The sequence below is a fragment of the Paraburkholderia sp. BR10937 genome (assembly GCF_040965695.1).
GTDB lineage: Bacteria > Pseudomonadota > Gammaproteobacteria > Burkholderiales > Burkholderiaceae > Paraburkholderia.
Genome location: NZ_JBFRCL010000008.1, coordinates 160,310 through 186,277, shown reverse-complemented (window position 1 = coordinate 186,277; position 25,968 = coordinate 160,310). Strand labels below are relative to the sequence as shown.

At 64.9% G+C, this 25,968-nt stretch carries 19 protein-coding genes and 2 pseudogenes; 15 read left to right on the top strand and 6 right to left on the bottom strand.

From position 1 onward, the window contains the following. Positions 1-96 precede the first annotated feature (96 nt). Positions 97-1,161 carry an ABC transporter substrate-binding protein gene (locus tag AB4Y44_RS09540; RefSeq protein WP_368699322.1) on the bottom strand — a complete coding sequence of 355 codons (1,065 nt, stop codon included), beginning with the start codon at positions 1,159-1,161 and terminating at the stop codon, positions 97-99. A gap of 324 nt (positions 1,162-1,485) precedes the next feature. Here AB4Y44_RS09540 and AB4Y44_RS09535 point away from each other — a divergent pair, with 324 nt between their 5' ends. Both AB4Y44_RS09535 and AB4Y44_RS09530 read left to right on the top strand, forming a co-directional pair. Continuing rightward, positions 1,486-2,721, top strand: coding sequence for an acyl-CoA dehydrogenase family protein (locus AB4Y44_RS09535; protein WP_342920722.1), 1,236 nt, complete (start codon positions 1,486-1,488; stop codon positions 2,719-2,721). 28 nt (positions 2,722-2,749) lie between these two features. Next, positions 2,750-4,102 carry an LLM class flavin-dependent oxidoreductase gene (locus AB4Y44_RS09530; RefSeq protein WP_342920723.1) on the top strand — a complete coding sequence of 451 codons (1,353 nt, stop codon included), beginning with the start codon at positions 2,750-2,752 and terminating at the stop codon, positions 4,100-4,102. Between the two features lie 45 nt (positions 4,103-4,147). Here AB4Y44_RS09530 and AB4Y44_RS09525 read toward each other — a convergent pair whose 3' ends face one another. Beyond that, positions 4,148-5,332 carry an LLM class flavin-dependent oxidoreductase gene (locus tag AB4Y44_RS09525; protein WP_368699332.1) on the bottom strand — a complete coding sequence of 395 codons (1,185 nt, stop codon included), beginning with the start codon at positions 5,330-5,332 and terminating at the stop codon, positions 4,148-4,150. 337 nt (positions 5,333-5,669) lie between these two features. On the opposite strand from AB4Y44_RS09525, the gene AB4Y44_RS09520 reads away from it, so the two are divergent. From AB4Y44_RS09520 to AB4Y44_RS09500, 5 genes are all read left to right on the top strand, one after another. Beyond that, positions 5,670-7,271: an ABC transporter substrate-binding protein gene (locus tag AB4Y44_RS09520; protein ID WP_368699321.1), complete on the top strand. Its 1,602-nt coding sequence runs from the start codon at positions 5,670-5,672 to the stop codon at positions 7,269-7,271. 43 nt (positions 7,272-7,314) lie between these two features. Continuing rightward, positions 7,315-8,295 (top strand): ABC transporter permease, encoded by a 981-nt coding sequence (locus AB4Y44_RS09515; protein ID WP_368699320.1) that lies wholly within the window; start codon positions 7,315-7,317, stop codon positions 8,293-8,295. A 13-nt stretch (positions 8,296-8,308) separates the two neighbouring features. Next, on the top strand, positions 8,309-9,286 hold the full coding sequence (locus AB4Y44_RS09510; RefSeq protein ID WP_342920726.1) for an ABC transporter permease: 978 nt from the start codon (positions 8,309-8,311) through the stop codon (positions 9,284-9,286). A 9-nt stretch (positions 9,287-9,295) separates the two neighbouring features. Further along, positions 9,296-11,008 (top strand): ABC transporter ATP-binding protein, encoded by a 1,713-nt coding sequence (locus tag AB4Y44_RS09505; protein WP_368699319.1) that lies wholly within the window; start codon positions 9,296-9,298, stop codon positions 11,006-11,008. A 133-nt stretch (positions 11,009-11,141) separates the two neighbouring features. Then, positions 11,142-11,867, top strand: coding sequence for a haloacid dehalogenase type II (locus AB4Y44_RS09500; RefSeq protein ID WP_368699318.1), 726 nt, complete (start codon positions 11,142-11,144; stop codon positions 11,865-11,867). 107 nt (positions 11,868-11,974) lie between these two features. Here AB4Y44_RS09500 and AB4Y44_RS09495 read toward each other — a convergent pair whose 3' ends face one another. Then, positions 11,975-13,108 (bottom strand): porin, encoded by a 1,134-nt coding sequence (locus AB4Y44_RS09495; protein ID WP_368699317.1) that lies wholly within the window; start codon positions 13,106-13,108, stop codon positions 11,975-11,977. Positions 13,109-13,560: 452 nt separating this feature from the next. Between AB4Y44_RS09495 and AB4Y44_RS09490 the strand changes: the two genes are divergently transcribed. The 5 genes and pseudogenes from AB4Y44_RS09490 to AB4Y44_RS09470 form a co-directional block, all read left to right on the top strand. Further along, positions 13,561-15,144, top strand: a complete 1,584-nt coding sequence (locus tag AB4Y44_RS09490) for a tetratricopeptide repeat protein (RefSeq protein ID WP_368699316.1) — start codon at positions 13,561-13,563, stop codon at positions 15,142-15,144. A 233-nt stretch (positions 15,145-15,377) separates the two neighbouring features. Then, positions 15,378-15,578, top strand: a complete 201-nt coding sequence (locus AB4Y44_RS09485) for a hypothetical protein (RefSeq protein WP_368699315.1) — start codon at positions 15,378-15,380, stop codon at positions 15,576-15,578. A 43-nt stretch (positions 15,579-15,621) separates the two neighbouring features. Then, complete coding sequence (locus AB4Y44_RS09480; RefSeq protein WP_368699314.1) at positions 15,622-15,870, top strand: hypothetical protein; 249 nt, start codon at positions 15,622-15,624, stop codon at positions 15,868-15,870. Positions 15,871-15,974: 104 nt separating this feature from the next. Beyond that, the gene (locus tag AB4Y44_RS09475) at positions 15,975-16,280 is read left to right on the top strand and encodes a DUF4148 domain-containing protein (RefSeq protein ID WP_342920733.1); all 306 of its coding nucleotides are present in this window, start codon (positions 15,975-15,977) and stop codon (positions 16,278-16,280) included. A gap of 321 nt (positions 16,281-16,601) precedes the next feature. Next, a pseudogene (locus AB4Y44_RS09470) lies at positions 16,602-16,943 on the top strand (septal ring lytic transglycosylase RlpA family protein); the annotation flags it as partial. An 80-nt stretch (positions 16,944-17,023) separates the two neighbouring features. On the opposite strand, the gene AB4Y44_RS09465 reads toward AB4Y44_RS09470, so the two are convergent. The 3 genes and pseudogenes from AB4Y44_RS09465 to AB4Y44_RS09455 all read right to left on the bottom strand — a co-directional run bounded on the left by AB4Y44_RS09465 (position 17,024) and on the right by AB4Y44_RS09455 (position 18,894). Next, positions 17,024-17,482 (bottom strand): MFS transporter, encoded by a 459-nt coding sequence (locus AB4Y44_RS09465; protein WP_368699331.1) that lies wholly within the window; start codon positions 17,480-17,482, stop codon positions 17,024-17,026. A 106-nt stretch (positions 17,483-17,588) separates the two neighbouring features. Further along, positions 17,589-17,885 (bottom strand): annotated as a pseudogene (locus AB4Y44_RS09460) (FAD-dependent oxidoreductase); the annotation flags it as partial. A 31-nt stretch (positions 17,886-17,916) separates the two neighbouring features. After that, entirely contained in the window at positions 17,917-18,894 is a 978-nt protein-coding gene (locus AB4Y44_RS09455) for a LysR family transcriptional regulator (RefSeq protein WP_368699313.1), read from the bottom strand. Positions 18,895-19,945: 1,051 nt separating this feature from the next. Between AB4Y44_RS09455 and AB4Y44_RS09450 the strand changes: the two genes are divergently transcribed. The 3 genes from AB4Y44_RS09450 to AB4Y44_RS09440 are packed head-to-tail and all read left to right on the top strand — an operon-like array spanning position 19,946 to position 25,957. Next, positions 19,946-21,232, top strand: coding sequence for an efflux RND transporter periplasmic adaptor subunit (locus AB4Y44_RS09450; RefSeq protein WP_368699312.1), 1,287 nt, complete (start codon positions 19,946-19,948; stop codon positions 21,230-21,232). Positions 21,233-21,243: 11 nt separating this feature from the next. Next, on the top strand, positions 21,244-24,462 hold the full coding sequence (locus tag AB4Y44_RS09445) for a multidrug efflux RND transporter permease subunit (protein ID WP_342920737.1): 3,219 nt from the start codon (positions 21,244-21,246) through the stop codon (positions 24,460-24,462). A 1-nt stretch (position 24,463) separates the two neighbouring features. Next, positions 24,464-25,957 (top strand): efflux transporter outer membrane subunit, encoded by a 1,494-nt coding sequence (locus AB4Y44_RS09440; protein WP_368699311.1) that lies wholly within the window; start codon positions 24,464-24,466, stop codon positions 25,955-25,957. Positions 25,958-25,968: the final 11 nt, after the last annotated feature.

Here is a 25,968-nt window from a genome sequence, read left to right as displayed (position 1 = left end):
ACACGGCGCGGCGCCGTGCGCAGGAGGAGAGCGATCATCGGTTCGGCAACAGGCGATGGGAGAAAATGAGCGCGCTGGCAGCCAGCGCCCTTTGGGTCAGCCGGCGAGCACGCCGTCACGCTCCGCGCGACGCGCCAGCGCCGCCTCGAGCGGTGCCGGATCGACCCATTGCGCGAAGTCGAAATCGGCCGCGATAAAGCCGTGCTCGAAGAGAAAGCGCTTGAAGTGCGCGAGCGCATCGAGCGCTCCGGCGTCGAGTCCGATCGCGAGTTGCCGGTGCAGGCCCGCGCCATAGGCGCGCGTCACCCAGTGCTCGGCACTGCGCACTTCGCGGGCGACATAGCGCGTGACGTCGCCGGGATGCGCGCTGGCCCACGCAGCCACGCCGAGCGTGCGCGCGAGCACGCGTTCGACGAGGTCGGGCCGCTCGCGCAGGAGTTGCGCATCGACCGTGAGCGGGCGCGGCGTACCGTTGTTCGCGTGCGCACGCCGGTCGGGATGCGCGCTGATGTCGACCAGCACGCGTGCGCCGAGCACGTTGGCGATGTCGAGTCCGGTCGCGCCCTTGACGAACACCACGTCGGCCTCGCCGCGCAGCAGCGCCGCCGCCTCGCGGGAAAACTCGTGAGCGCGCTGCGCATCGAGCCATTCGCCGAGCGGCGCGGATTCGTCCGGCTTTGGGTGGGCGAGGCCACGGGGCGCATGCGGCAGATCGACCAGCTCGACCTCGGCAGGCGGAACGTCGATGGCTTCGAGCAGCGCATGCAGCCCTCGCAGTGCAGTGGCACGATGAAAATCGACTACTTCGCCGTCGGTATTGATCGGCAATCCGAATCGACGCCCCGAGAGCGAGGCGCGCGTGGGCGTGAGGTGCGGATCGAGCGTGATGAGCGCCTGAAACTCATCGACCCAGCTCACGCCGATGAGCCGGGTATCGCTGCCATGCGCCCGCGCCCATAGCGCCGGGATGTTGCCGCCCTGACGAAACGACCACGGCTGCGTATGCGTGAAATGCGAGCGGCGGATGGCCGGGTCGTCGGCGTCCTGCAATGCCTTCACTTCGATGCCGTCGGCAGCGAATTCGGCCTGCAGCAATCCTTGCTGCGCGGCGATGCCGAATGGCGTCGGCGCAGGGCATCGGGTGTACCAGAGCAGCGTCATGAAGACTCCTCAGTGGCGGACAGGTGCATCGCGCAGAACTTCTGCGCGGACGGCATGGAGCAATCGATTATCGGCAAGCGCTTGCCGCGAGGTCAAAGAACGAATCGTGAAATAGGTCTACACGCGAGGGTGATTTGCTTTGGCCGCAATATCGGGCTGCCCGCTTGCGCGAACTGCAGGCCAACGCAGAGATGCGAATAACAAAATGCGAATTCGGTGGTTAGTCGCGCGCAATGCGCTCCCTATACTTTTCTTTTTGGCTAAACGCCTCGTGGCCGCCCGGGAATCGAAATAGTTCGCGGGCCTGACAAAAAGGAAAACGCAATGTCCGCTCTTCCCACTCAACTTCCGGTGCGCGCTCGCGGGGCCGGTTTGTCGTTGCAGGATGCGCTAGCAGACTTGCCATCGCTCGCGAATGAAATCGGCAAAGACGCAGCCGCGCGCGAAGGGCGCCGCGAATTGCCTTTCGAGGGCTTCGAGGCGTTCCGGCGCTCGGGGCTGGGACGCCTCAGGTTGCCGGTGGAATGGGGCGGCCTGGGCGGCTCGCTCGTGGACGAATTCGACGTGATCGCGACGCTGGCCGCGGCCGACAGCAATCTCGCGCACGCGCTGCGCATTCACTACGATCAGACCGAAGCGCTGCTGCTGTCGGCGCGCACGCCGTTCAACGATTTGCAGATCCAGCGCGTGATCGACGGCGCCATTTTCGGGGGCGCCTCGACCGAGCTGGGTACGTCGCGTCCCGGCGAATACACGACGGCGCTCAGGCGCGACGGCGAGCATTACCGGCTCGACGGCCGCAAATACTATTCGACCGGCACGGCCTTTTCCGACTACGCACGCCTGAGCGTGCTCAACGACGAGGGCCAGCCCGTGGTGGCGATCGTCCCGGTGCGGCGCGAAGGGCTCACGGTGCTCGACGACTGGGACGGCATGGGGCAACGCATGACGGCAAGCGGCAGTCTCGTGTTCGAAAACCTGCTCGTGCGCGCCGACGAGATCACGGAACGCGGCCTGGCCACGCTTGCCGGCCGTCATGGCGGCGCGCTGCGGCAACTCCACCTCGTGGCGGTGGCCGCGGGCATCGTTCGCAACGTGGTCGCGGACGCGAGGCGCTACGTGCTGGAGCATGGGCGCCCCGTCCTGCACAGCACGGCGCCCTCCGCGCGCGAGGATGCCTTCATTCAGCAGGTCGTCGGCACGCTCTCCGCGCACAGCCATGCGATCGACGCGCTGGTGCGCGAGAACGCCCGCACGCTCGATCGATCGGCGCAGGCGATCCGTGCGGGTGCGCCAGACGCCGATCAGCTCGTGCTGGAAGGCGCGCTGGCGACGGCGCGCACGCAGCTCGTGGTGAGCAAGCTGGCGCTCGAAGCCGGCGAGCGCCTGTTCGAAGCCGGCGGGGCGTCGGCCACTTCGCGTGCGCACAATTTCGACCGGCACTGGCGCAACCTGCGCACGATCTTCAGTCACAACCCGCTGCTGCACAAGGCGCGCGTCGTGGGCGACTACGCCTTGAACGGCGTGACGACGCACCTCACCGAAGGCCGCGTGTTCTGAAACCGATCATCCAGGGAGAGTCCAAAAGATGAGCCGCACTTCGTCGCGCCGCCTGCATTTGAACGTCAATATCCTCCATTCGGGCTTCGTGCCATCGGCGTGGCGTCTTGCCGATGCCGATCCGCGCGCATTCGTGGACGTGGCGCACTATGTGCGGGTCGCGCAACTCGCCGAACGCGCGAAGTTCGATGCGGTCTTTCTCGCCGACAACGCGGCGATCATCGACCAGATCGACTTCCGTCCGATCACGGCGCTCGAGCCCACGGTGCTGCTCGCCAGCATTGCGGCGGCGACCACGCATATCGGCGTGATCGGCACGGCCTCGACGAGCTACAACGAGCCCTACAACATCGCGCGCCGCTTCGCCACGCTCGATCATGTCAGTCGTGGCCGTGCGGGCTGGAATGTCGTGACGACGGCCGATTTGCCGTCTGCGCGCAATTTCGGCCACGCCACGGTGCCCGATCACGCGCAGCGCTATGCGCGGGCCGCGGAGTTCACGGAACTCGTGAAGGCCCTCTGGGATAGCTGGGACGACGACGCCTTCATCGGCGACAAGGCGAGCGGCCGTTTCATCGACGCGACGAAGGTGCGGCCGGTCGCGCATGAAGGGCGCTTTTTCAGGGTGCAGGGGCCATTGAATCTTCCGCGCGCGCCACAAGGTCATCCTGTGCTCGTGCAGGCGGGCGGATCGGGCGATGGCCGCGATCTCGCGGCGCGCCACGCCGAGGCCGTGTTTTCCGCTTCGCAATCGTTCGAGGAATCGGTGGCGTACCGGCGCGACCTCAATGCGCGCGCTGCAGCGTACGGGCGCACGCAGGGCGTGCAGGTGCTCGCGGGCCTCACGACCATTATCGGCGCGACCGAAGCCGAGGCGCTGCGGCGCCGCGACGAACTCGTCGAGCAGATCCCCTGGCGCTACAGCCTCACGCGCCTCGCCGGCACGCTGGGCCTGTCGCCCGATCAGCTCGACCTCGACGCGCGCCTGCCGGAGCACCTCGCGCTACCGAACGGCGGCAACGGCAATCACACGTTCTTTCATGCCACGATCGCTGAGGCACGCCGAGGCGGCCATACGGTGCGCGAGTTGATCCGCGCGCTCGCGGGCGGCGGCGGGCATCGCGTGATCGTCGGGACACCCGAGCAGATCGCCGACGATATCGAGCACTGGTTCAAGGGCGAGGCCGCCGACGGCTTCAACCTCATGCCAGACGCGCTGCCGGACGGGCTGGAGGCGTTCGTGAACGGCGTGGTGCCGATCCTGCAACGGCGTGGGCTCTTTCGAACCGGATACGAAGGCAATACGTTGCGCTCTCATCTCGGGCTCGAGCGGCCGGCCGTGGGCGAGGGGGCGGTTGGCGAGGCGCTTCAGCGCGCCTGATGTGCGGCGTTGCGCGGCGCACTTCGGGCGCCGCGACGACACGATTCAGCGGCGCAGGCCAGCCTCGTGCAGCAGAGGCAGCACGCGCTCGCCGAAGAAGTCGAGGTCGGGCTGAAAGTCGTAGAAGCTCAGTTGCACACCGTCGATGCCTGCCGCGTGAAGCTTGATGATCTTGTCGGCCACCTCTTCGGGCGAGCCCACGATCGCAATGTTGCCGCCCACCGCGCGTGAGGCCGCCTTCGCGCGATCCTCGAAACCGCCGCGCCACGCATGCGCGTCGCTGTCGAAGCGGTGAAAGCTTCCCTCGTCGGCGTGCGCGACGATGGCGTCGTGATAGGCGCGCGCCTCGGCGGACGTCTCGCGGCAGATCACCATCGGATTGATCAGCGTGCGCACCTCGCGCCCGTATACACGCGCCGCGGCCTTCACGCGCGCGGTGTGCGCGGGCAGCGCTTCCAGCGCGCGATCGATCTGCGGTCCCGCCGGGCTCGTGATGAACACCACGTCGGAGTAGCGCGCGGCGAAGTCGATCCCCGCGTCGGAGCCCGTCGCATTGATGAGCAGCGGGCGGCCATAGCGCGGCTTGGGCGTGACGTACGCGCCTTGCAGGCGCCAGCCCGAAAGTTCCGGCTCGAAACTGAAGTTGTCCGGTTGCGCCCACAACTGCTGCACGGCGTCGAGGAATTCGGCGGCCATCTCATAGCGCCGGTCGTGCTCGATGCGGTTCCAGCCAAACATCTCGTGCTCGATGGCGCGGTGCCCCGTGACCACGTTGATGCCCCAGCGTCCGCGCGAAATGTGGTCCAGCGTGGCTGTGAACTTCGCGAAGTGCAGCGGGTGCCAGGGCCCGTAGAGCACATGGGTCGTGGCGGCCAGGATGATGCGCTCGGTGCGTGCGGTCAGCGCCGCCAGCGTCATGAACGAGTCGAGCGCATGGCCGTCGAACACGCCGCCATAGCCGCCTTTCGGCAGCCATTGCGACAGGGCGAAGACGAGATCGAATCCGAGCGCTTCGCACTTCTGCACGAGCGCCGCGTTGTAGTCGAACGACCAGTCCGTGCCGCGCGGCAGCGTCGAAGCGCTCCAGCCGCCAGCCTGGATCGGCAGGAACAGTCCCAGCATGAGCGGCTGCGCGAATGCACGCGCCACCGGGCTATTGGAAAAGGCGGCGGGGGAGGCGACGGAAACGAAGGGCGTCGATGCAACAGCAGATGTGCGCGGCTCGGCCACGGGAAATTCGCTCAAGACAGACACCCCTGGAGGTTCGTTGCGGCGCTGGGCGCCGTGCTGGTCGATCGGTCAAGCCACCGATTAAACACGGGCGGCACGCGAATAACAAAGAAGCTTTTCTGCTTTCCAATTGCGTTGTCGCGCTGCGGCGGTTGCCGATTGGCGCGGCGGGTCATATGGATAGCAGCATCGCTTGGTTAGCGCGCGAGGGGGCCGTTGCTACGATTGCAGCACTGTCGCCACGGCGCGACACTGTCGCCACGGCGCGAATTTCCCGGCTCTCGCAGATCGCAACGTTTAGCCGCTCGTAGCCTCATAGATATCGGAACGCATCAGCATGTCACGTTTGACCCGTCGTGAATTTCTCATTGCAGGCGGCGCGGCTGCAGCAGCAGCGGGGTTGCCAGTGCTCGCCCGAGCCCAGGGCGCCATTGCGCGCAAACGCGGTGGCACGTTGAAAGTGCTGATCAATCCCGAGCCGCCCGTGCTCGTGTCGATCTTCCAGACCACCGGGCCAGCGCTCGCAGCAAGCTCGAAGGTGCTGGAAGGACTCCTTGCTTATGACTTCGACCTGCAGCCGCAACCGCAACTGGCCACCGCCTGGAGCGTGAGCCCCGACGGTCTGCGCTACACGTTCAAGCTACGTCGGAACGTGCGCTGGCACGATGGCCAGCCGTTCACTTCCGCGGACGTGGCGTTCTCGGTCGATTTGCTCAAAGCGATTCACCCGCGCGGACGCAGTACCTTTGCGAACGTGACGCAGGTGCAGACGCCCGACGCGAGCACGGCCATCATCGAACTGTCGAAGCCCGCGCCATTTCTGCTCAAGGCGCTTTCGGCGGGCGAGTCGCCGATGGTGCCGAAGCATCTGTACGCCACGGGCGACCCGCTCACGAACCCGCACAACAATGCGCCGATTGGCACCGGACCGTTTCGCTTCAAGTCGTGGACGCGCGGCGCGAGCATTGTCTACGAGCGCAATCCCGACTACTGGGACGCGGGCAAGCCGTATATCGATGCGCTCGTCTACAAGGTCATTCCCGATCCGGCCGCGCGCTCGGCGGCGTTCGAAACCGGCGCGCTCGATCTGGGCGGCGAGAACCCCGTGCCGCTCACCGACTTGCCGCGCCTCACGCAATTGCCGCAGCTCGTGACCGAAACGCGTGGCTACCGCTTCCTCGAGCCTTTGGCCGAGATCGATTTCAATCTCGATCATCCGGTGCTCAAGGACCCGCGCGTGCGCCAGGCCATCGCGCACGCAATCAATGCGCAGGTCGTGCAAAAGACCGTGGCCTACGGTTATGCGGACGTTTCGCCCACGCCTATCACGCCCGCCTCGCCGTATCACGATGCGCAGATCACGCCGTACGCGTTCGATCCCCATGCGGCCGAGGCGCTGCTCGATGCGGCAGGCAGGCCGCGCGGCGCGGATGGCGTGCGCTTCAGGCTGACGCACGACTACCTGCCGTATGGCGACATGTACCAGCGCCAGGCCGGCTACGTGAAATCGGCGCTCGCGCGCGTGGGTATCGACGTCACGGTGCGCTCGCAGGATCTGCCGTCATTCCTCAAGCGTGTCTATGCGGACCGCCAGTTCGATTTCACGAGCATCGGCGTCAACACGCTGTTCGATCCGGCCGTGGGCGTGCAGCGCCTTTACTGGTCGAAGAATATCCGTCCCGGCGTGCCGTTCTCGAATGCACCGCACTACAGCAGTGCGGAAGCGGACCGTCTGCTCGAAGCGGCGTCGGTCGAAATCGACGAAGGCCGTCGCGTGAGCCTCTACAAACTGTTCCAGCAGACCGTTTACCGCGATCTGCCGATCCTCAATCTCGTCGCGCCGCGCATGGTCACGCTCGGCAACCGGCGCGTGCACGATCACACGGTGAGCGCGCAGGGTCTGGAAGGCAACTTCGCCGATGTCTGGCTGAGCGCATGAGCGCGTGCCAAATGCGCGTAGCAACCTTTGACGGAGCCCAACGATGAGCCGCAGCGCCCGCTGGCAAACGATCCTGCGCCGCACCGCCTGGCAGGCGCTGCCGACGGTGCTGGGCATCGTGATCCTCAACTTCTTCCTGCTCAAGCTTATGCCGGGCGACGCCGCCGACGTGATCGCCGGCGAAGCCGGCTCCGCGACGACGGAAACGATGACGATGCTGCGCGCGAAGTTCGGGCTCGACCAGCCCTTGCTCGTGCAACTCGGGACGTATCTGAAGCATCTCGCGCATTTCAGCCTTGGCTATTCGCCACGCTACGACATGCCCGTGATGCAGCTGATCCTTTCGCGCTTGCCCAACACCTTGCTGCTGATGGGCGTGGCGCTCACGCTCGCGCTCGTCGCTGGCGTGGTGCTCGGCGCCGTGATGGCGCACTGGGTCGGCAAGTGGCCCGATCGCGTGCTGTCGGTGTTTGCGCTGCTGTTCTATTCGACGCCTGGGTTCTGGATCGGCCTGCTCGCCATCATTCTGTTCGCGGTCCGGCTAGGGTGGCTGCCGAGCGGCGGCAACGTCACGATCGGGGCGGACCTGCACGGCGTCGCCTACGTCGCCGATGTCGCGAGGCACGTGTTGCTGCCCGCAGCGACGCTCGCCACCTTCTTCGTCGCGATCTACGCACGCATTACGCGCGCCGCGATGATCGAAGTGCAGCGCCAGGACTTCGTACGCACGGCGCAGGCCAAAGGTCTGCACCCGTGGCGCGTGACGTCGCGCCACGTGCTGCGTAACGCGCTGATGCCGCTCACCACGCTCGTGGGGCTGCATTTCGGCACGCTGCTCGGCGGCGCGGCCGTGACGGAGACGGTATTCAGCTGGCCGGGGCTGGGGCGCCTCGCGCTCGACGCGGTGCTGGCGCGCGACTTCAGCGTGCTGCTGGGTGTGCTGCTGCTGTCGTCGCTGCTCGTCATCGTCGCGAACGTCGTGGTCGATCTGCTGCAGGCGTGGCTCGATCCGCGCGTAGGCTAACGGAGGAATCTCAATGAGTTTCGAATCGCCGGATCTGCCGGTTGACGCACGACGCGCAGCCGCGCGCCAGGGTTCGCCGTGGCGACGTCAGTTGACGTTCGCGCTGCTCGGCCGCCGCGGCGCCGATCGCGACCGTGCACCCGCGCACCGCGCCGGGCACGCTTTCTGGCGCGCGCTGCTGCGCAACCCTTCGGCCTGCGCCGGCCTCGCGCTACTCGCTGCATTCGTTGTGCTCGCCGTGCTCGCGCCGCGACTCTACCCGGGCGACCCGCTAGACATGGTGGGCGGACCGTTCGAATGGCCGGGCAGCGATCCGCAATTCTGGCTGGGCACCGATTCGCTCGGGCGCGACGTAGCGGCCGGCATCGCGCATGGCGCGCGCGTTTCGCTGCTGATCGGCGCCGCCTCGGCTGGCATCGGGCTCGTGATCGGCACGCTGGTGGGCGCCATCGGCGGCTATTTCGGCGGCCTCGTCGACGACGCGCTGGTGCGTCTCACCGAACTGTTCCAGACCGTACCGTCCTTTCTGCTCGTGATCGTGCTCGTGGCGATCGGGCGGCCCAACGTGGTAGTGATCGCGCTCGCCATTGGCATCGCCTCGTGGCCCACGGTCGCGCGGATCGTGCGGGCGGAATTCCGCACGCTGCGGCGCTCGGACTTCGTGCTCGCGGCGCGCAGCCAGGGGTTCAGCAACACGCGCATCATCTTCGGCGAAATCCTGCCCAATGCGCTGCCGCCCGTGATCGTCACGGCTTCGGTGATGGTGGCGAGCGCGATCCTGATCGAATCGTCGCTGTCGTTCCTCGGCATGGGCGACCCCAATGTCATCAGCTGGGGGGCGATGATCGGCGCGGGACGGGATTCGCTGCGCACGGCGTGGTATCTCACGGCGATTCCCGGCGCCGCCATCGTGCTCGCGGTGCTCGCCCTCAATCTGCTCGGCGACGGCCTGACCGAGGCCCTCAATCCGCGCCAGCGGCAACGACCGTAAAGGTGTCCCGTGAGCCAATTGCTCGAAGTGCGCGATCTGCGCGTGAGTTTCGGGGCACACGAAGCGGTGCGCGGCGTGAGCTTCGACATCGCGGCGGGCGAGACGCTCGCGCTGGTGGGCGAGTCGGGCAGCGGCAAGTCCGCCACGGCGCTCTCGCTCATGCAACTCGTTCCCGAGCCGGGACGCGTCACGGGTAGCGTGCGCTTCGAAGGGCGAGAGCTGCTGGGCCTGCCCCCCAGGGCGGTGCGCGAGTTGCGCGGCCAACAGATCTCGATGATCTTTCAGGAGCCGATGACCTCGCTGAATCCCGTGCTCAGCGTGGGCGCGCAGATCGTGGAGACGCTGCGCCAGCACGAAGCGCTGTCGCGCCGGGCCGCTCGCGCGCGCGCCGTCGAACTGCTCGATCTCGTGCGCATTGCCGAGCCGCAGCGCCGCTTCGACGACTACCCGCACGAGCTATCGGGCGGCCAGCGACAGCGCGTGATGATCGCGATGGCCGTGGCGTGCCGCCCGCGTCTGCTGATCGCCGACGAACCGACCACCGCGCTCGACGTCACGATCCAGGCGCGCATTCTCGAACTGCTCGACGCGCTGCGCCGCGAGCTGTCGATGTCGCTCCTGCTGATCACGCACGATCTGGGCGTCGTGGCCGACCACGCGGACCGCGTGGCGGTGATGCTGGCCGGGCGCAAGGTCGAGGAAGCGCCAACGGCGGATCTCTTTGCGCGTCCGCGCCACGCCTATACGCGAGGGCTCCTGGGCGCTTCACTCAATCTCGCCGATGATCTGCACTACCGCTCGTGGACCTTGCCGGAAATCCGCCACACGGCATCGGCAGATCGGGCGGATCGCGCCGACGAGGAGGTGGGCTTCGTGGTGGTGCCGCGCAAGGTGCCCGAGCGTACGGCATCGAGCCTTCAGGCGACAGACGCCGTACCGCTGCTCGCCGTGCGCGACCTGCGCGTGGCGTACCCGCAGCGCCATGGCGCGCCGGCACTTCACGCCGTCGACGGCGTCTCGTTCGATATTGGCCGGGGCGAGTCGGTCGGGCTCGTGGGCGAATCGGGCTGCGGCAAGTCCACGCTTTCGCGCGCAATCATGCGCCTCGTGCCGGTCGCGGACGGATCGATCGCGCTTGACGGCACCGAACTCGTCCCGCTAGGCGAAAGGGCGTTGCGACCATTGCGGCGCCAGGTGCAGATGGTCTTTCAGGATCCCTATGCGTCGCTGAACCCACGCCGCACCGTCGGCGATATTCTCGAAACCGTGCTGGCCGTGAACGGGGTTGGCGACGCGGCAGCGCGCCGTGTGCGTGTGTGCTCGGTGCTCGAACGTGTGGGCCTGCCGGCTGCGGCGCTCGCGCGCTTTCCACACGAATTCTCGGGCGGACAGCGTCAGCGCATCGGCATTGCGCGCGCGCTCGTGCTCGAACCCGCATTGCTGATCTGCGATGAGCCGGTATCGGCGCTGGACGTCTCGATCCAGGCGCAAATCCTCAATCTGCTCGTCGAACTCAAGCGCGAGCTGGGGCTTTCCATGCTCTTCATTTCGCACGATCTTTCGGTCGTGCGCTACATCGCCGACCGTGTGCACGTGATGCAACAGGGCAAGATCGTAGAGAGCGGCGACCATCAGGTCATCTGGCGCGCACCGTGCCACCCTTACACGCGCGCGCTGCTCGCTGCGATTCCAGGGCGCGAGCTGGAGGCCCAAGCGGCCTGAGGGGCGCAGGGTAGTGGCGCAACGTTCAACGCGAATCCGGTTTGAGTGCTTCAATGTGCATTACGCCGCTTTTGCCGCCTGGCCGAGGCGGTTCACCATGCCGTGCTCCGATCCACTCCTCACTCTGGCCCCTATGACGAACCGTACCGAAATCAAGGCCCTCGTATTCGACGTTTTCGGCACCGTCGTGGACTGGCGAAGCGGCGTCGCGAGGGCAGCCGCCGCTTTTCTGCAGCGCCACGCACCGCATCTCGATGCTTTCGAGTTCGCCGACGCCTGGCGCCGCGAGTATTCGCCTTCCATGGAGGAAGTCCGCAGCGGACGCCGACCCTACGTGCGCCTCGACGTGCTGCATCGCGAGAACCTCGTGAAGGTGCTCGCGCGAAGCGGTATTGCCGGCGTGACGGACGCCGAGATCGACGAACTCAACCTGGCCTGGCATCGTCTCGATCCATGGCCGGACGTGGTCGAGGCGCTGAATCGCCTGAAACGTTGCTTCATCGTCGCCCCGTTGTCGAACGGCAACATCCGGCTCATGGTGGATATCGCGAGGCGCGCCGGCTTGCCATGGGACGCCATTCTCGGCGCCGAAGTGGTGCGCGCTTACAAGCCCTCGCCGCTGGTGTATACGGAGACGGCGGACATTCTGGGTCTCGCGCCCGCCGAACTGTGTCTCGTCGCGGCGCATAACGGCGACCTTGCCGCGGCGCGCCGGCTCGGCCTTTCGACCGCTTTCGTCGTGCGGCCGACCGAGCACGGTCCTGCCCAGAAGACTGACCTGACGGCGGAGCAGGCCTGGGATTTCGTGGTGAACGACTTGAACGCGCTCGCGAGTCAGCTCGATGCGTCGATAGCTTGAGCTTCTAAAGGTAATGGTGAAAGCACACGGGCAGGCAGACAAAGCGTCTGCCTGCCCGTGCTCAGAACGCCGCTGGCGCGGCGCTCACGTTGCGAGCGATCGTCGCGTTAGAAGCGATGGCGAATACCCACAGTCGCCACGGCTTGCGAGTTCGAATCCGACGCGGAAACACCCATGATGTCCGCGTGAATCTTGCCCTCGCCATCCACGACACGCTGGTACGCGGCTTCGGCGTACAGGTCGGTACGCTTCGAAAGCGCGTAGTCGCCCTGCAGCGTGAACTGATGGAACTTCGGATTCACGCCGTCCAGGCTCGCGTCCGTGTACGTATAAGCGCCCGACAGCGTGAATGCAGGCGTGAACGCATAACGGCCATTGAGCTCAAAGTTGCTGAAGCGCGCGCTGTTGCCGGCGAACGAAGTCGTCGCGCCCGCGTTCGACGAGTTGATGGCCGTGAGATTGCTCAGTTGCGTTTGCGTGAACACGAAGCCCACGTTGGCCGCGCCGAAGGCGTAGTTCAGGCCGGCGCCATACGTGCGCTGACGCGATGCGGTGAAGGTCGCGTCGTCGCTGACCGCGCCGCTGCTGTTGATGGTCGAACCCGAGTTGTTCAGCTGAAGATAGCCCGCACCTGCCTTGAGGCCGCCGAACGAGTACGTGGCGCCGACGCTGTAGGCGCGGTTGTTCGCGAAGCCGCCGGCGGCGTTCGAGAAACCGTACAGGGCATTGAACTTGAGACCACCGTAGTTCACGCTCTGGTACTTGAGCGAATTGCTCACGCGGAACGAATTGTTGAGGTTGTCGTTGTCGTACGGGTGCGCGGCGAGCGTGCCGCCGTACTGCGTGCCGTTCAGCGACAGTCCGCCCAGGTTGTCGACCACGCTGTCGTACTGGCGACCCAGCGTGACTGCGCCGGCGCGGTCGCTCGAAAGACCGATGAACGCCTGGCGGCCGAACATGCGGCTGCCTTGTTTCGCCGCGCCCGTCGAGATGCTGAAGCCGCTCTCGAGCACGAAAATCGTCTTGAGGCCGCCGCCCAGGTCTTCGCTACCGCGCAGGCCCCAACGGTTGCCGTTGAGTGCGCCGCTCGACTGTTGCACGTTCGAGCTGCCCGACTGGTTGCTCGTGTACAGGACGCCCGCGTCAATCAAACCGTAGAGCGTAACCGAGCTTTGCGCGTGTGCGGCGCTGGCGAAAGTAGCTGCGGCGACTGCGAGAGCGGACAGGGTGTTCTTTTTCATCGTGACTCCATTGCTTTGTTTATCGCTCGAATGCGAGCGAGCGCTGAGCATAACGCGATATCCAGAATGATTTTCAGCAGTTGTGGCATGCGTGCCACGATTATTGACTAACATTGCCTTACCTATTCCAGACTATTACATCGAGAGCCTGATGAATCGAAATATCCAGTAAAACAAGGATATTTCCGCGCGCCCACGCGCTGGTCTAAAGGCGCCATTTATCGAATTTTTATCGTAATTTCACGAAAGATTTCGCGATCCAGATTCCTGATTATTACCGTGAATGAATAACGCGAAGAAATACATGTTGTTCCACGTTTCAGATCGAATTCGCCGTTCGCTATGATGATGCCCGGTGACGTGGAGCGACGAAACTGCGCGGGCGCGGCTGAGGTAAAATGCCGGCTTGAGTCCTCACCCCATGCATTCGGGCGCGAGCGCCCCGCGTTCCCATGACTGACACCATCGTCGCGCTGCTCGCCCAGGCGAAGCAGCATTTCACCGCCGGCCGCATCGACGCCGCAGAGCTCGACCTGCAATCGATCCTGCAAGCGCATCCCAATCACGCGGGTGCGCTGGAAGCAATGTCCTTTGTCTACGCCACGCGCGAGGATTACGCGGGCGCCGCCGAATACGCGTGGCGCGCGGCACAGCCGGCCGCAACGGTTCCAGAGCAGTTGCAGCAGGCCGCCCGCATTTGCCAGCTCGCGCAACGTCACAGCCAGGCCGTCGCACTCTACGAACGCCTGCTGGCGCTCGCGCCTGATCACGTCGAAGCGCTGCATGGCGCGGCCATGTCGCTTATCCAGCTGGAGGAGGCCGAGGCCGCGCTCGCGTATCTCGCGCGCCTCGCGCGCCGTTATCCGCTTTCGGCAGAAGTGCACTACAACCGCGGCACGCTGCTCGGCGAGCTGGGCCGTTACGACGAGGAACTCGACGCGTATCGGCGGGCAATCGAACTCAAGCCGAATTTCGTCGCCGCGTACGTGAACCTGGGCGTCGCGTTGCGCGACCTGCATCGCTTCGACGACGCGCTGCGCCACTTCAAGAAGGCGCTGTCGATCGACACGAACGACGCGGGTGCGCGCACCAATCGCGCGCAGACCAATCTGCTGCTCGGCGAATTCGAGCACGGCTGGCGCGAATACGAATGGCGCTGGCGCGACGGCACGATGACGCACGATTTCCCCGACGCGACGCAATGGAAGGGCCAGCCGCTCGCGGGCAAGACCGTGCTCGTGCACGCGGAACAAGGTCTCGGCGACACGCTGCAGTTCGTGCGCTTCGTCGACCGCCTGCATGCGAAGGGCGCGAACGTGATCGTGCGCGTGCAGGACGTACTGCTGCCGTTGTTGCAGAACGTAGCGGGTGCGTCGAACGTCATCGGCGATTCGTCGGAACTGCCTGCGTTCGACTACCACGTGCCGATGTTGAGCCTGCCGCACGCACTCGCGCTGCGCGAAGCAGATTTCGTGACTTCGGGCGCGTATCTCGACGCGGACGCCGACGCTGCCGCGCGCGCGTCGTGGTCCGATGTGATCGGCCCCGATCAGAATGGCGACCGGCGGCTGCGTGTGGGGCTGGTCTGGTCGGGCAGCACGACGCATGTGAACGATCGCAATCGCTCGATGCCGCTTGCGGAACTCCTGCCGCTGTTCGACGCCGATGTGCGCTTCGTGTCGCTTCAAAAAGAGCTGCGCGAGCGCGACCGCGCGTGCATGGACGAACTCGTGCAGCGCGGCCGGCTGATCGACGCCGGCGCGCGCCTGACGACGGTTTCGGCAACTGCTGCGCTCGTCGCGCAACTCGATCTCGTGATCGCCGTCGATACGGCTGTCGCGCATCTTGCGGGCGCGCTCGGCAAGCCCATGTGGATTGCACTCCCGTTCACACCGGACTGGCGCTGGCAGCTGAATCGCGACGACAGCCCGTGGTACGCCGATGCGCGTCTGTTCCGCCAAACGCGCCGCGGCGAATGGGCCGACGTGGTGAGCGCATTGCGCACGGCGCTCGATGCGCGGATCGCCGGGCGTTAGACAACCGACGAACGATCACAACAGACCGGCTGACGCGCGAAGCGGCCAGCCTGTTGGCAATTGCCCAACATCCCCCGGCCAGGTGATGGTCTCGCCCAGACTCGCATCATCGCGATGCGCGCGGGGAAGGGCGCCGCGCAGAGCGCTCCCGTATGGCATGACATCTGCATAGCGTGCTGCAAGCGGCTTGCCGCTTGCCGTTCCTGCAACCGTCCTGCTCGAGGAGACCCATCATGACCACGCTCACCATCCGCGATCTTCAAAAGTTGGTGGAACTCGATCACCGGGAAATGGCCAGGTTCCAGGGCGGCCGGATCAAAATCCTCGGTCAGCACCCCGGCTCGCTGCTCACATCCGCCGATGGCGACCCCGTCGGCGTGTATGTCGACGGCGTGCTGGAGAACTCCGTCGGCGACGGCTACTACCACGGTTGAGTGTCCAACGGCACATGAAGCGCAGAGGCGCTGGGAGGCTGACGTGGACCCAACCTGGCTGGGCACGACTGCCGGCACGATCGTGCTTGCGATCGCTGTGGCCGGCGTGGCGGCGCACTACCTCCGTGAGCGCCGCCGCGCCGATTTTCTGCGCAATTTCGATCACCACGCATGGTGGCAGCGGACCCACGGTGCCGCCTGCGCTTCGGGTGGATTCGACACAGGCCGCTGGGCAGTGCAAACAAAAACGTGGCGGACACAACAAGCGGGGATTCAAGCCTCCGTCAAGTAATGGGGGCCGCCGGGGGCGCAGGAAAAATTGCGAGAGCGTATAGAGCCTGCGCACCGGTTCAAGCTTTTCGCACCCTACGTGGCAATCGTTAGAGGAATCTCATCATGAAATCTCTTGGTCAAACCTTCGTTATCCTTACCGTCATGGCTGCGCCGGTCGTCTCGTTCGCACAATCGAACAGCGCCGTAACGCCTGAGCAGGTCCGTGCCGAACTGGTTCAGCTCGAACAGGCCGGCTACCGCCCAGGCGACGGCGACAACACCAACTATCCGGCCGATATCCAGGCGGCCGAAGCACGCGTGGCCGCGCAGAACGGCGCGAGCGGTTACGGCGGGATGGCAGGCAGTACGACGGCGTCCGGCGCACCCGCCGCCGGTGACAGCATGAAGCCGATTTACTTCGGTCAGTAAGTCGAGGAGTTGACGAGCCCTTCCTCCGCATCGAGGGGGCTCGTTTCGGGGGACCTGCCACGAAATGAGGGCCGGACTTATCTGCCCATTGCATGAAACCCGAAAAGTTGCCAGGATTTTATGTCGGCCGGGAACGCGGTATGCTAGCCACCTTTGAAAACGTTGAGCCATCGCTCATTGACTGACATGTGGTTCATGACGCCATCACTGCGCTATTTGAGCGTTTTCGCAATCTGTGCGTTATTCACAGCGTGCGGACAGATGGCGCCCCGGCAAGCCGCGTGCCGGGGTGAATCCTGCCATATGCGGCACGAGGTGGTGCAATCCGGCGAGGCATCCTGGTACGCGGAGAAGTTCCAGGGGCATGAGACCGCAAACGGAGAACGCTTCAATACCGGCGCATTCACGGCTGCCCATCGAACCTTGCCGCTCGGCAGCTATGTGCGCGTCAGATCGGTGGCAACCGGGAAGTCGGTCGTGGTGCGCATCAATGATCGCGGCCCCTACGTGAAAGGCCGGATCATCGATCTCTCTTATGCCGCGGCGAAAGCGCTGGGGCTGACCGACGCACGGTCGATGCAAGTGCAGATCGAACGGGTAGGCAACGCGTCGAGCGCACAGACGGAATCCGACGGCGACGGAATCCTGACGACAGCAAGGTGACGTGAGGGGGCCGCGTCACGGCATGCTCCAGTCGCCACATGCTCGACTTCACCCCCTTCAACCTGGAAGAGCCCGCTGCCTCACCCGGTGGTTTGCGCGGCGCTTGCACTGCCCCGCCTGAAATGGCCCGGCTTCAGCGCCACAACGGCCACGAGACTGAGCGCGATGCCGATCATCACATAGAGCACCGGCGCCAGCGGCGAGCCCGTGAGCATGATGAGCCAGGTCACGAACGTCTGCGCAAAGCCGCCAAAGATCAGAACGACGACGTTATTGACCACTGCGAGCGGGGTCGCGCGCGTGCGCTTGGGGAACATCTCGGCCAGCGTCGTGCAGTAGACGCCGAGGAAGGTCGCACTCACCACGCCGATCACGATCTGCGCGACGAGGAGCCGGGAGACGGACGGCGCCGCCACGATCCAGGCATAGAGCGGATAGATCGCCACCAGGTAGGCGCCCAGCGAGCCGACCAACAGCGTCTTGCGGTCGTAGCGGTCGGATAGCGCGCCCGCGATCGGCGTGACGATGGCCGCGATCATTTGCACCATGAAGCTTTCCGAAACGGGCAGCTTGAGCACCTGCTTCGCATAGGTGACGGTGTAGCCGAACGTGACGTAGAACGTCCATCGCCGATGCGCCCGGCGTGATCGCGGTAACCCGGTGTTCGTTGCGCACGTCGATGTCGAGCACATCGCGATGCCAGCGCAGATAGTCCATCCATTGCAGGCGCGGGATCTTGTCGAGCGCGTCCCACGCCTGCCCGCCGAACTGCGCTTCGAACCACGCGCGGAACGTGAGCGAGGGCAGGCCCAAGGCAGGGCCCGTCAGCTGCTTCGGAGAACGTAATGTTTCCATGCGCGCGGTGGTAGCCCATGGACCTTCGAAACCGCGTGGCGACTGATCGTAGATGACGGCGTCGATGCCGAGATGGCCGAGCGCGGCGAGACCTGCGGACGATGGGTGGTCGGATTCATTACGGCAACGATTCCTTGGTGGCGGGCAGATCGCCATACAGCGACTGCAGGACTTGGGCGTGTTCGGCGCTCGCGCGCAGCGCGAAATCGGGCAGCACGGCGCGGGCTGCGTCGGCGAGCGCATCGATGAGCGTCACAGCCGAGGGGGGCAGCGCAATGGCATCGCGCGAGATCACGCCGAAGAAATACGGAATGTCGGCGTCGATCGGGCGGATCGCGACGCCGGCCAGCGGCATGCCGTAGGCCGTGACCGGTTCTAGCACCGAGATGCCGAGACCGGCGCGAACCGCGGTCAGCGCGTTCATCGACGAATTCGTCTCGATGAGTCCCGCTGGGGAAACATCTGCTTGTGCGAACGCATGATCGAGCCGGCGGCGCAGGCGATACGGGTTCTGCATCGTGACGATGCGCCGGCCCTCGCAGGCCGACAGCTTCAGCCGCTCGGAGCGGGCTAGCGGATCGTCGTCGCGCAGCGCAGCAACGCACGCGGATTGCCCGATCCAGTGCACGACCACGCCGCGATGTTCGAGCGGCAGGCTCGCCACGCCGATATCGGCCGCGCCGGTGAGGACATCGTGCACGACCTGTTCGGGGGGCAGGCTGCGCAGCTGGACCGTCTGCGCGGTGGCAGCGAGATCGGTGCGCGCGAGCGCGACGGGCACAAGGCCGGAGGCGAGGGCGGAAGTCGCCGCGATGCGCAGCGGCCGGTTTTCGCCGCGGCCGATTTCGCCGGCACGCTTGCGTATCTGTTGCACGCCCGTCAGCACGTGCTCGACGTCCTCGTAGAGCAGGATGCCTTGCTCGGTCGGCGTGACGCGTGGGCCGTTGCGCGTGAACAGCGCATAGCCGACCTCCGTTTCGAGCTCCTGGATCAGCCGCGTGATCGCTGGCTGCGAGCGCCCCAGCAAGCGTCCGGCGGCGGTGACGCTGCCGGACGTGATCACTGCGGCGAAGGCTTCGAGCTGGCGTAGTTCCATCTTCCGGTTGATGTTGGGATGCACAAGAATGCGTAATTCGCATTCTGATGTGGTAAGAATGCGCTTTTCAAATAATTGATCTTGATATCGTGGTTCCGGTAGAGGGGTTTCCCCTAGCGCCACGGTTCCTGTCGTAACGTGGGCGGCAAGACTCGGGCACCCGTTCTCAACGTGTGCCCGGAGGAAGAGGCTGTGGTATCGCCATGAAGATCGTGTTGCTAGTGGCATGCTTAATGATCAGTTCAAGCGCATTTGCGGAATGCGCGACCAACAACCGTGGACAAACAGTCTGTGGTAATGGCTCTTCCGCGGGCGGTTACAACAGGAATACGGGTACCGCCTGGACATCTCAGACGAATCAGAATGGTGTCCGGACGACCCAGAACAATCGGGGCGGCGAGGCGAAGACGGCGAACGGAAAAGGCGTCGTGCGTGGGCCCGGCGGCACGACCTGTTATCGCACAGCGAGTAGTCACGGTTGCAATTGACAGCGACCGGCCACGCTCCCCGCGTGGCTTTCAACTTCAACGGTTGAGCAAAAGTCCCATAGCCGGTTCTCGCCGGCCCTGACGTGGGCATACCGCGTGGCGGTTGCCCTGGCAACCGCTGCGTCCCTGCCGTGCACAGCAAAAGGCGTGCTCGGCGGAATATCGGACCAAAGTCTCATTGTTTTTGCCCTGGACGGCTACCACACTTGACGACTACGAGCGCCGTGACAGGACGGCGCCGATACCAACGCGCCGGGCAGCGCGGGTGGCGCTTCGAGCGCGCCGTATGCGCGGCACCCCAGCCAGCGACCCAAAGATCATTCCGGTCTTCGCGCGAATCATCCGGGCACGTTGTATCGAAGAAGTCATAACCGGCGTGGGCAATCGTCCGGGAGCGGCAAGTCGGCTGGCCCCGTCATGCTTCAGCCGGCGCCGTGTCCAGCGCAGTGTGCAGATCCTTGCTGATCCAATTCGCGAACAGTGGGAGCGGGCAACGCAGAGGTGACCATGGCGCGCGCGTACCGGGGCGATGCGCAGGTCCGGCGCGTTGCGGGAGGCCATTCATGAGCGGACCGTTCTTTCCCGAGCATCGACCGTTACCCCGGGTTGCGGCACGCCGGGACCGCCTGCCGCTAATCTTCGTCGTCATTGCGCTGACGCTCTTCGCCGGCTGCAAGAAGGCATCGGGGCCGCCAGCGCTCGGCGCACCGGAAGTCACGGTGATGACGGTCACGGCTCAGGACACCCCGGTTCAGCTCGAGTTCACCGCACAGACGCAGAGTTCACGTGAAGTCGAAATTCGTGCGCGCGTGGACGGCTTTCTCGACCGGCGGACGTACTCCGAAGGCGACAAGGTGAAGGCCGGCCAGACGATGTTCCTGATGGATCCGAAGCCGTTTCAGGCCGCGCTGCAGACGGCGCGGGGCGAGCTTGCGCAGCAGCAGGCGCGGCTCACGGTAGCGCAGCAGAATCTTGCCCGCGTCAAGCCGCTCGCCGCGCAACAGGCATTGAGCCAGAAGGATCTCGACGACGCGATTGGCAACGAGAAGCAGGCCCAGGCCGCGGTGATTTCCGCCCAAGGTCAGGTCGAGACCGCGGAACTCAACCTCGGCTACACGACAATCAAGTCGCCGCTGGATGGCCTCGCGAGCTATGCAAGACAGCAGGACGGCAGCTATCTGATCGCCAATTCATCTGGTCTCCTTACGTTTGTCTATCAGCTCGATCCGATCTGGGTGAACTTCAGCATTTCCGAAAACGAAATGCTCCACTTTCAGGACGAGATTTCGGCGGGCAAGCTGATCTTCCCGCCGAATAGCGAATTCGTCGTGGTAGTGCTACTTGCGGACGGCACGGAATTTCCGCAGCACGGCACCATCAGTTTTGCGAATCCGGCGTTCAGCACCGACACGGGCACGTTCCTCGTACGGGCCTCGCTTGCGAACCCGAAGGGCACGTTGCGGCCGGGGCAGTTCGTGCGCGCGCGCGTGACGGGCGCCACGCGGCCGAATGCCATTCTCGTACCGCAACGGGCGGTGCTGCAGGGCGCGAAGAGCCACTTCGTATGGGTCGTGGACAATGAGTCGAAGGCGAAGCAGCGCGTGGTGGAAGTTGGCGACTGGAGCGGTGACAACTGGTTCATTAACGATGGCCTGAAGGCCGGCGAGCGCATCGTGGTAGACGGCGCGATCCGCGTCGTGCCCGACGTACCGCTCAAGATTGCCGGAACGCTCCCTTCGACGCAGACCGGCGGCAAGGCGGTCGTCGAGAAAGGCGGGGCGTCAGCGCCGCAGGTGAGTGCGGCCACGCGCGCGACGGCGCCTGCCGCAAGCAGCGGCGCGTCGCAGTAAGGGGCGACTCGATGAACATCTCGCACTTCTGCATCGACCGGCCCATCTTCGCGTCCGTCATCTCGATCGTGATCACGCTCGGCGGCGCATTGACGTTGTTCTCTCTTCCTATCGCGCAGTATCCAGACGTCACGCCGCCGCAGATCACGGTCTCCGCGACCTACCCGGGGGCCAGCGCGGACGTCGTGTCGAACAACGTGGCGGCGCCGATCGAGCAACAAGTCAACGGCGCGGACAACATGATCTACATGTATTCGTCCGGTTCGTCTACGGGCAACTACACGCTCAACGTCTTCTTCGGGATCGGCACCAATCCGGAACTTGCCCAGGTCGACGTGCAGAACCGCGTAAACCTCGCGCTGCCGCAACTGCCGCAGCAGGTGCAGTCGCAGGGTGTCCAGGTCCAGAAGAAGTCGAACGCTTTCATGATGGTGATCGCGATCTACTCCCCGGACGACCGCTTCGATCCGACCTATATCGCGAACTACGCAAACGTCTATGTGCTCGACACGCTCAAGCGGATTCCAGGCGCGAACCAGTCGTCGATATTTGGCACTCCAGATTATGCGATGCGGATCTGGTTGAAGCCCGATCGCATGGCGCAACTCGGCATCACCGCCGGCGACGTGCAAAACGCCGTGCGCGCCCAGAACCAGCAATTCGCTGTCGGCACGGTCGGCCAGGCGCCAACCGGCAACCCGGTCGAGCAGTCGTTTGCGGTGACGACAACCGGGCGGCTCGCGACGGCCGCCGAATTCGACAACATCATCATCCGCGCAGCGAGCAACGGCGCGGCGATCGTCCGCCTGAAAGACATTGGCCGGTCCGAACTGGGTCAAAAGAGCTATTCGAATCGCACCACCTACCAGGGCAAGCCCGCGACGATCATCGCGGTCTACCAGCAACCGGGTGCGAACGCGCTCGACGTTTCGAAGCAGGTACACGAGACGCTCGCGCAACTCAAGACGTCGTTTCCTGAGGGGCTCGACTATCAGATCGCGTTGGACACGACGGATTTCACGCGTGCTTCGATCGCAGACGTGATTCATACGTTCTTCGAAGCGCTCGTGCTGGTGGTGATCGTGGTGTACGTGTTCCTGCAGAGCCTGCGCGCGACGCTCATTCCGGTGCTGGCCGTACCGGTGTCGATCGTCGGCACGGCGATGGGGATGGCGGCACTGGGCTTTTCGATCAATATGCTGACCTTGTTCGGCATGGTGCTCGCAATCGGCATCGTCGTGGACGACGCGATTGTCGTGATCGAGAACGTCGAGCGCAACATGACCGTATTCAAGCTGAGTCCGAAAGACGCGGCCAAGCGGGCGATGGACGAGGTGTCGGGCCCGGTCATCGCGATCGTGCTCGTCATGTGCGCCGTGTTCGTCCCGGTTGCGTTCCTGGGCGGGATCACCGGACAGTTGTACAAGCAGTTCGCAATCACGATCGCGATCTCGGTGGTGTTCTCGGGCATCGTGGCGCTCACGCTGTCTCCGGCACTGGCCGCCATTCTGCTCAAGCCCACGCACCATGAGAAAAAGGGCTTCTTCCGGTGGTTCGACAACCAGTTCGCGCGGATGACCGCCGGCTACGGGCGCGCCGTGCAGTTCATCATCCGGCGTTACGTGTTGGGCCTGCTTGTTTTCGGCGCCGTGATCGTGCTTGCGGTCCTCATGGGCAAGTCGATCCCCGGCGCTTTCCTGCCACCCGAGGACCAGGGTTATCTGCTTGGCGCGATCATCATGCCGGACGCCGCGAGTCTCGACCGCACCGCTGCCGTGGGCGACAAGGTCACCGACCATTTCATGAAGCAGCCCGCGGTCAGCAGCATCACGATCGTGAGCGGCTACAGCTTGCTCGACAGCCAGAACAAGAACAACGCGGGCACATTCTTCGTCGGACTGAAGGGGTTCGACGAGCGGTACAAGTTCTCGAACATCAGGGAGCAAAACGCACGTGCCGTGCTGATTAACGCATACAAAACGCTCTCGAAGATTCAGGAGGGCATCGTCGTACCGGTGAATCCGCCGTCCATTCCAGGTCTCGGTACGACGGGCGGCAGCGAAATGTGGATCGAAAGCCACGGAGACGGCTCCATCCAGCAGCTCGCGGGCGTCGTGCAGGACTTCATGACGAAGGCGAGGGCGCGCCCCGAACTGACCGGCGTGACCACGACGTTCAACGCAAGCTCGCAGCAGTTGCTCGTGAACGTGGACCGCGACCAGGCGGAGACGCTCGGCGTGCCGGTCGAAGAGGTCTACAGCGCGATGCAGACGATGTTCGGCTCGCTTTACGTGTCGCAGTTCAACAAGGACGCGCGGCTATGGCAGGTGATCGTTCAGGCGGATCCACGCTACCGGCTCACGCCCGCCGACCTCGACCAGATCTACGTGCGCAGCCGCTCGAACAACATGGTGCCGATCAAGGCCGTGATGACTTACAAGTACGTCACGGGACCCGACCTGATCACGCGCTTCAACAACTTCCCGGCGGTGAAAATTACCGCGAACGCGGCCCCGGGCTACAGTTCGGGCCAGGTGATCGATACCCTGAAGGAACTCGCCGCGCAGATGCCGCCGGGCTACGCCGTCGGATGGAGCGGCGAGGCGTTCGAGGAGATCAAGTCGGGCTCGACCGGGGGGCTCGTGTTCGTGTTCGGGATCATCATGGTGTTCCTGATCCTCGCGGCGCAATACGAGAAGTGGTCGCTGCCACTCGGCGTGCTCATGGCGGTGCCATTCGCGCTGTTCGGCGCGCTGCTCGCGATCCTGCTGCGCGGCCTGAACAACGACGTGTACTTCCAGATCGGGCTGACCATGCTGATCGCGCTCGCCGCGAAGAACGCGATCCTGATCTTCGAGTTCGCGGTCCTGAACCGGGAAACCGGCAAGACGCCGTACGACGCCGCGCTCGTCGCCGCGGAAGAGCGCCTGCGGCCGATCGTGATGACGTCGCTTGCGTTCATCCTCGGCTGTGTGCCGCTAGCCATTGCGCTTGGCGCTTCGCAAAACAGCCGCCATTCTATCGGCACCGGCGTGATCGGCGGGATGCTCGGTGCGACCGCGATCGCCGTGTTCTTCATTCCGATGTTCTACTGGGGGATCGAGACGCTTGGCTCGCGCAAGGGCGGCGGCAAGGAAACGCCCAAGCCGGATAGCGAAGCGCCGCCACCAGCCTCGGGCGGCGCTGGCTCGCCGACCGTCACGCCGTCCGCGCGGCACGAGGGCGACTGACATGCGTGCCGCAGCCTTCACGCGCGTCGCCGCGCCAGTCCTGCTCATCGGCTTGCTGAACGGCTGTCTGCTCGGCCCCAATTACGAGCGGCCGAAATTGGACGTGCCGGCAACGTACCGGTTTGCGTACCCGGATGTGGCCGACGTCGCCAACACGACGTGGTGGGAGCAGTTCGAAGACCCGGTGCTGAACGACCTGGTGAAGACCGCGCTGGAAAACAACCTCAACGTGAAACAGGCGGCCGCGCGTGTCGACGAATTCATGGGACAGTTCGTGAGCACGCGCTCGGCACTGTTCCCGCAGGCGAGTGCCAATTTCAGCGCGGCGCGCGAGCGCGCATCGCAGAACGGGCCGACGCCGATACCGCCCGGCGTCTCGCCGGTCTTCAACGAGTTCCAGCCGAATCTGTCTGCCTTCTGGACCATCGATCTGTTTGGCCAGGTGCGGCGTGAAACCGAGGCGGCACGTGCCAACGTGAACGCGGCCGAACAGAGCCGCCGCGCGACGATCCTGACGCTCGTCGCGTCGGTCGCAACGTCCTATATCACGCTGCGCAGTCTCGACGCGCAGCTCGAAATCGCGAAGAGCACAACGGAAAGCCGCGCCGATTCCGTGCATGTGTTCACGCTGCGCCAGCAGTTCGGGCAGACCTCGGATATGGAGCTTGCGCAGAGCCAGTCCGACTATGCGGCGACGAAGGCGACCATCCCGCAATTCGAGCAGCAGATCGCTCAGCAGGAAGACGCGATTGCGGTACTGCTCGGCAGCAATCCCGAGCCGATCCTGCGCGGGCGCGCACTGGTGGATCTGTCGACGCCGGCCGTGCCTGCGGGCATGCCGTCGGACCTGCTCGAACGCCGCCCGGACCTGCTGCAGGCCGAGCAGAATCTGGTTGCGCAAAATGCGCTGATCGGTGCGGCGCGCGCGCTGTATTTCCCACAGATCTCGCTCACGGGGCTCTTCGGATCAGTGAGTACGCAGTTCTCCAGTCTTTTCACCGGACCTGCTCGGGTATGGGCGTTCGCCGGCTCGGCAACGATGCCGCTCTTTACGGGCGGCAACATCTACGGTCAGAACAAGCAGGCCGACGCGCGTCAGCAGGAGGCGCTGTTCGCCTACGAAAATGCGATAAAGATCGCGTTCCAGCAGGTTGACGACGCGCTGATCTCGACGCAAAAGTCGCGTGAGCAGCTCGAGATTCAGAACGATCAGGTCGCGTCGCTGCGCAAGTATCTGCGGCTCGCGCGGCTGCGCTACGAGGGGGGGTATACGAGCTACCTGGAGGTGCTCGATGCCGAGCGCAATCTGTTCAACGCGGAACTGCAGCAGACGCAGACCCGGGCCGCGACGCTGACGAACCTCGTCAACCTCTACATGGCGATGGGCGGCGGGTGGGTCGTGCAGGCCGAGCAGATGAGCGTGCCGCAACCGGCGAGCGGACCGCCTCCCGCACAGCCCGCAACGGCGGAACCCGTTGCACAGGTGCCGCAATGACCCTCGGGGGG

What these genes read in the sequence shown, in the direction of transcription:
- AB4Y44_RS09540 (WP_368699322.1), bottom strand. Translation starts at nt 1,161, where the DNA reads ATGACGCTGCTCTGGTACACCCGATGCCCTGCGCCGACGCCATTCGGC.
- AB4Y44_RS09535 (WP_342920722.1), top strand. Translation starts at nt 1,486, where the DNA reads ATGTCCGCTCTTCCCACTCAACTTCCGGTGCGCGCTCGCGGGGCCGGT.
- AB4Y44_RS09530 (WP_342920723.1), top strand. Translation starts at nt 2,750, where the DNA reads ATGAGCCGCACTTCGTCGCGCCGCCTGCATTTGAACGTCAATATCCTC.
- AB4Y44_RS09520 (WP_368699321.1), top strand. Translation starts at nt 5,670, where the DNA reads ATGTCACGTTTGACCCGTCGTGAATTTCTCATTGCAGGCGGCGCGGCT.
- AB4Y44_RS09515 (WP_368699320.1), top strand. Translation starts at nt 7,315, where the DNA reads ATGAGCCGCAGCGCCCGCTGGCAAACGATCCTGCGCCGCACCGCCTGG.
- AB4Y44_RS09510 (WP_342920726.1), top strand. Translation starts at nt 8,309, where the DNA reads ATGAGTTTCGAATCGCCGGATCTGCCGGTTGACGCACGACGCGCAGCC.
- AB4Y44_RS09500 (WP_368699318.1), top strand. Translation starts at nt 11,142, where the DNA reads ATGACGAACCGTACCGAAATCAAGGCCCTCGTATTCGACGTTTTCGGC.
- AB4Y44_RS09495 (WP_368699317.1), bottom strand. Translation starts at nt 13,108, where the DNA reads ATGAAAAAGAACACCCTGTCCGCTCTCGCAGTCGCCGCAGCTACTTTC.
- AB4Y44_RS09490 (WP_368699316.1), top strand. Translation starts at nt 13,561, where the DNA reads ATGACTGACACCATCGTCGCGCTGCTCGCCCAGGCGAAGCAGCATTTC.
- AB4Y44_RS09485 (WP_368699315.1), top strand. Translation starts at nt 15,378, where the DNA reads ATGACCACGCTCACCATCCGCGATCTTCAAAAGTTGGTGGAACTCGAT.
- AB4Y44_RS09475 (WP_342920733.1), top strand. Translation starts at nt 15,975, where the DNA reads ATGAAATCTCTTGGTCAAACCTTCGTTATCCTTACCGTCATGGCTGCG.
- AB4Y44_RS09465 (WP_368699331.1), bottom strand. Translation starts at nt 17,482, where the DNA reads ATGATCGCGGCCATCGTCACGCCGATCGCGGGCGCGCTATCCGACCGC.
- AB4Y44_RS09455 (WP_368699313.1), bottom strand. Translation starts at nt 18,894, where the DNA reads ATGGAACTACGCCAGCTCGAAGCCTTCGCCGCAGTGATCACGTCCGGC.
- AB4Y44_RS09450 (WP_368699312.1), top strand. Translation starts at nt 19,946, where the DNA reads ATGAGCGGACCGTTCTTTCCCGAGCATCGACCGTTACCCCGGGTTGCG.
- AB4Y44_RS09445 (WP_342920737.1), top strand. Translation starts at nt 21,244, where the DNA reads ATGAACATCTCGCACTTCTGCATCGACCGGCCCATCTTCGCGTCCGTC.
- AB4Y44_RS09440 (WP_368699311.1), top strand. Translation starts at nt 24,464, where the DNA reads ATGCGTGCCGCAGCCTTCACGCGCGTCGCCGCGCCAGTCCTGCTCATC.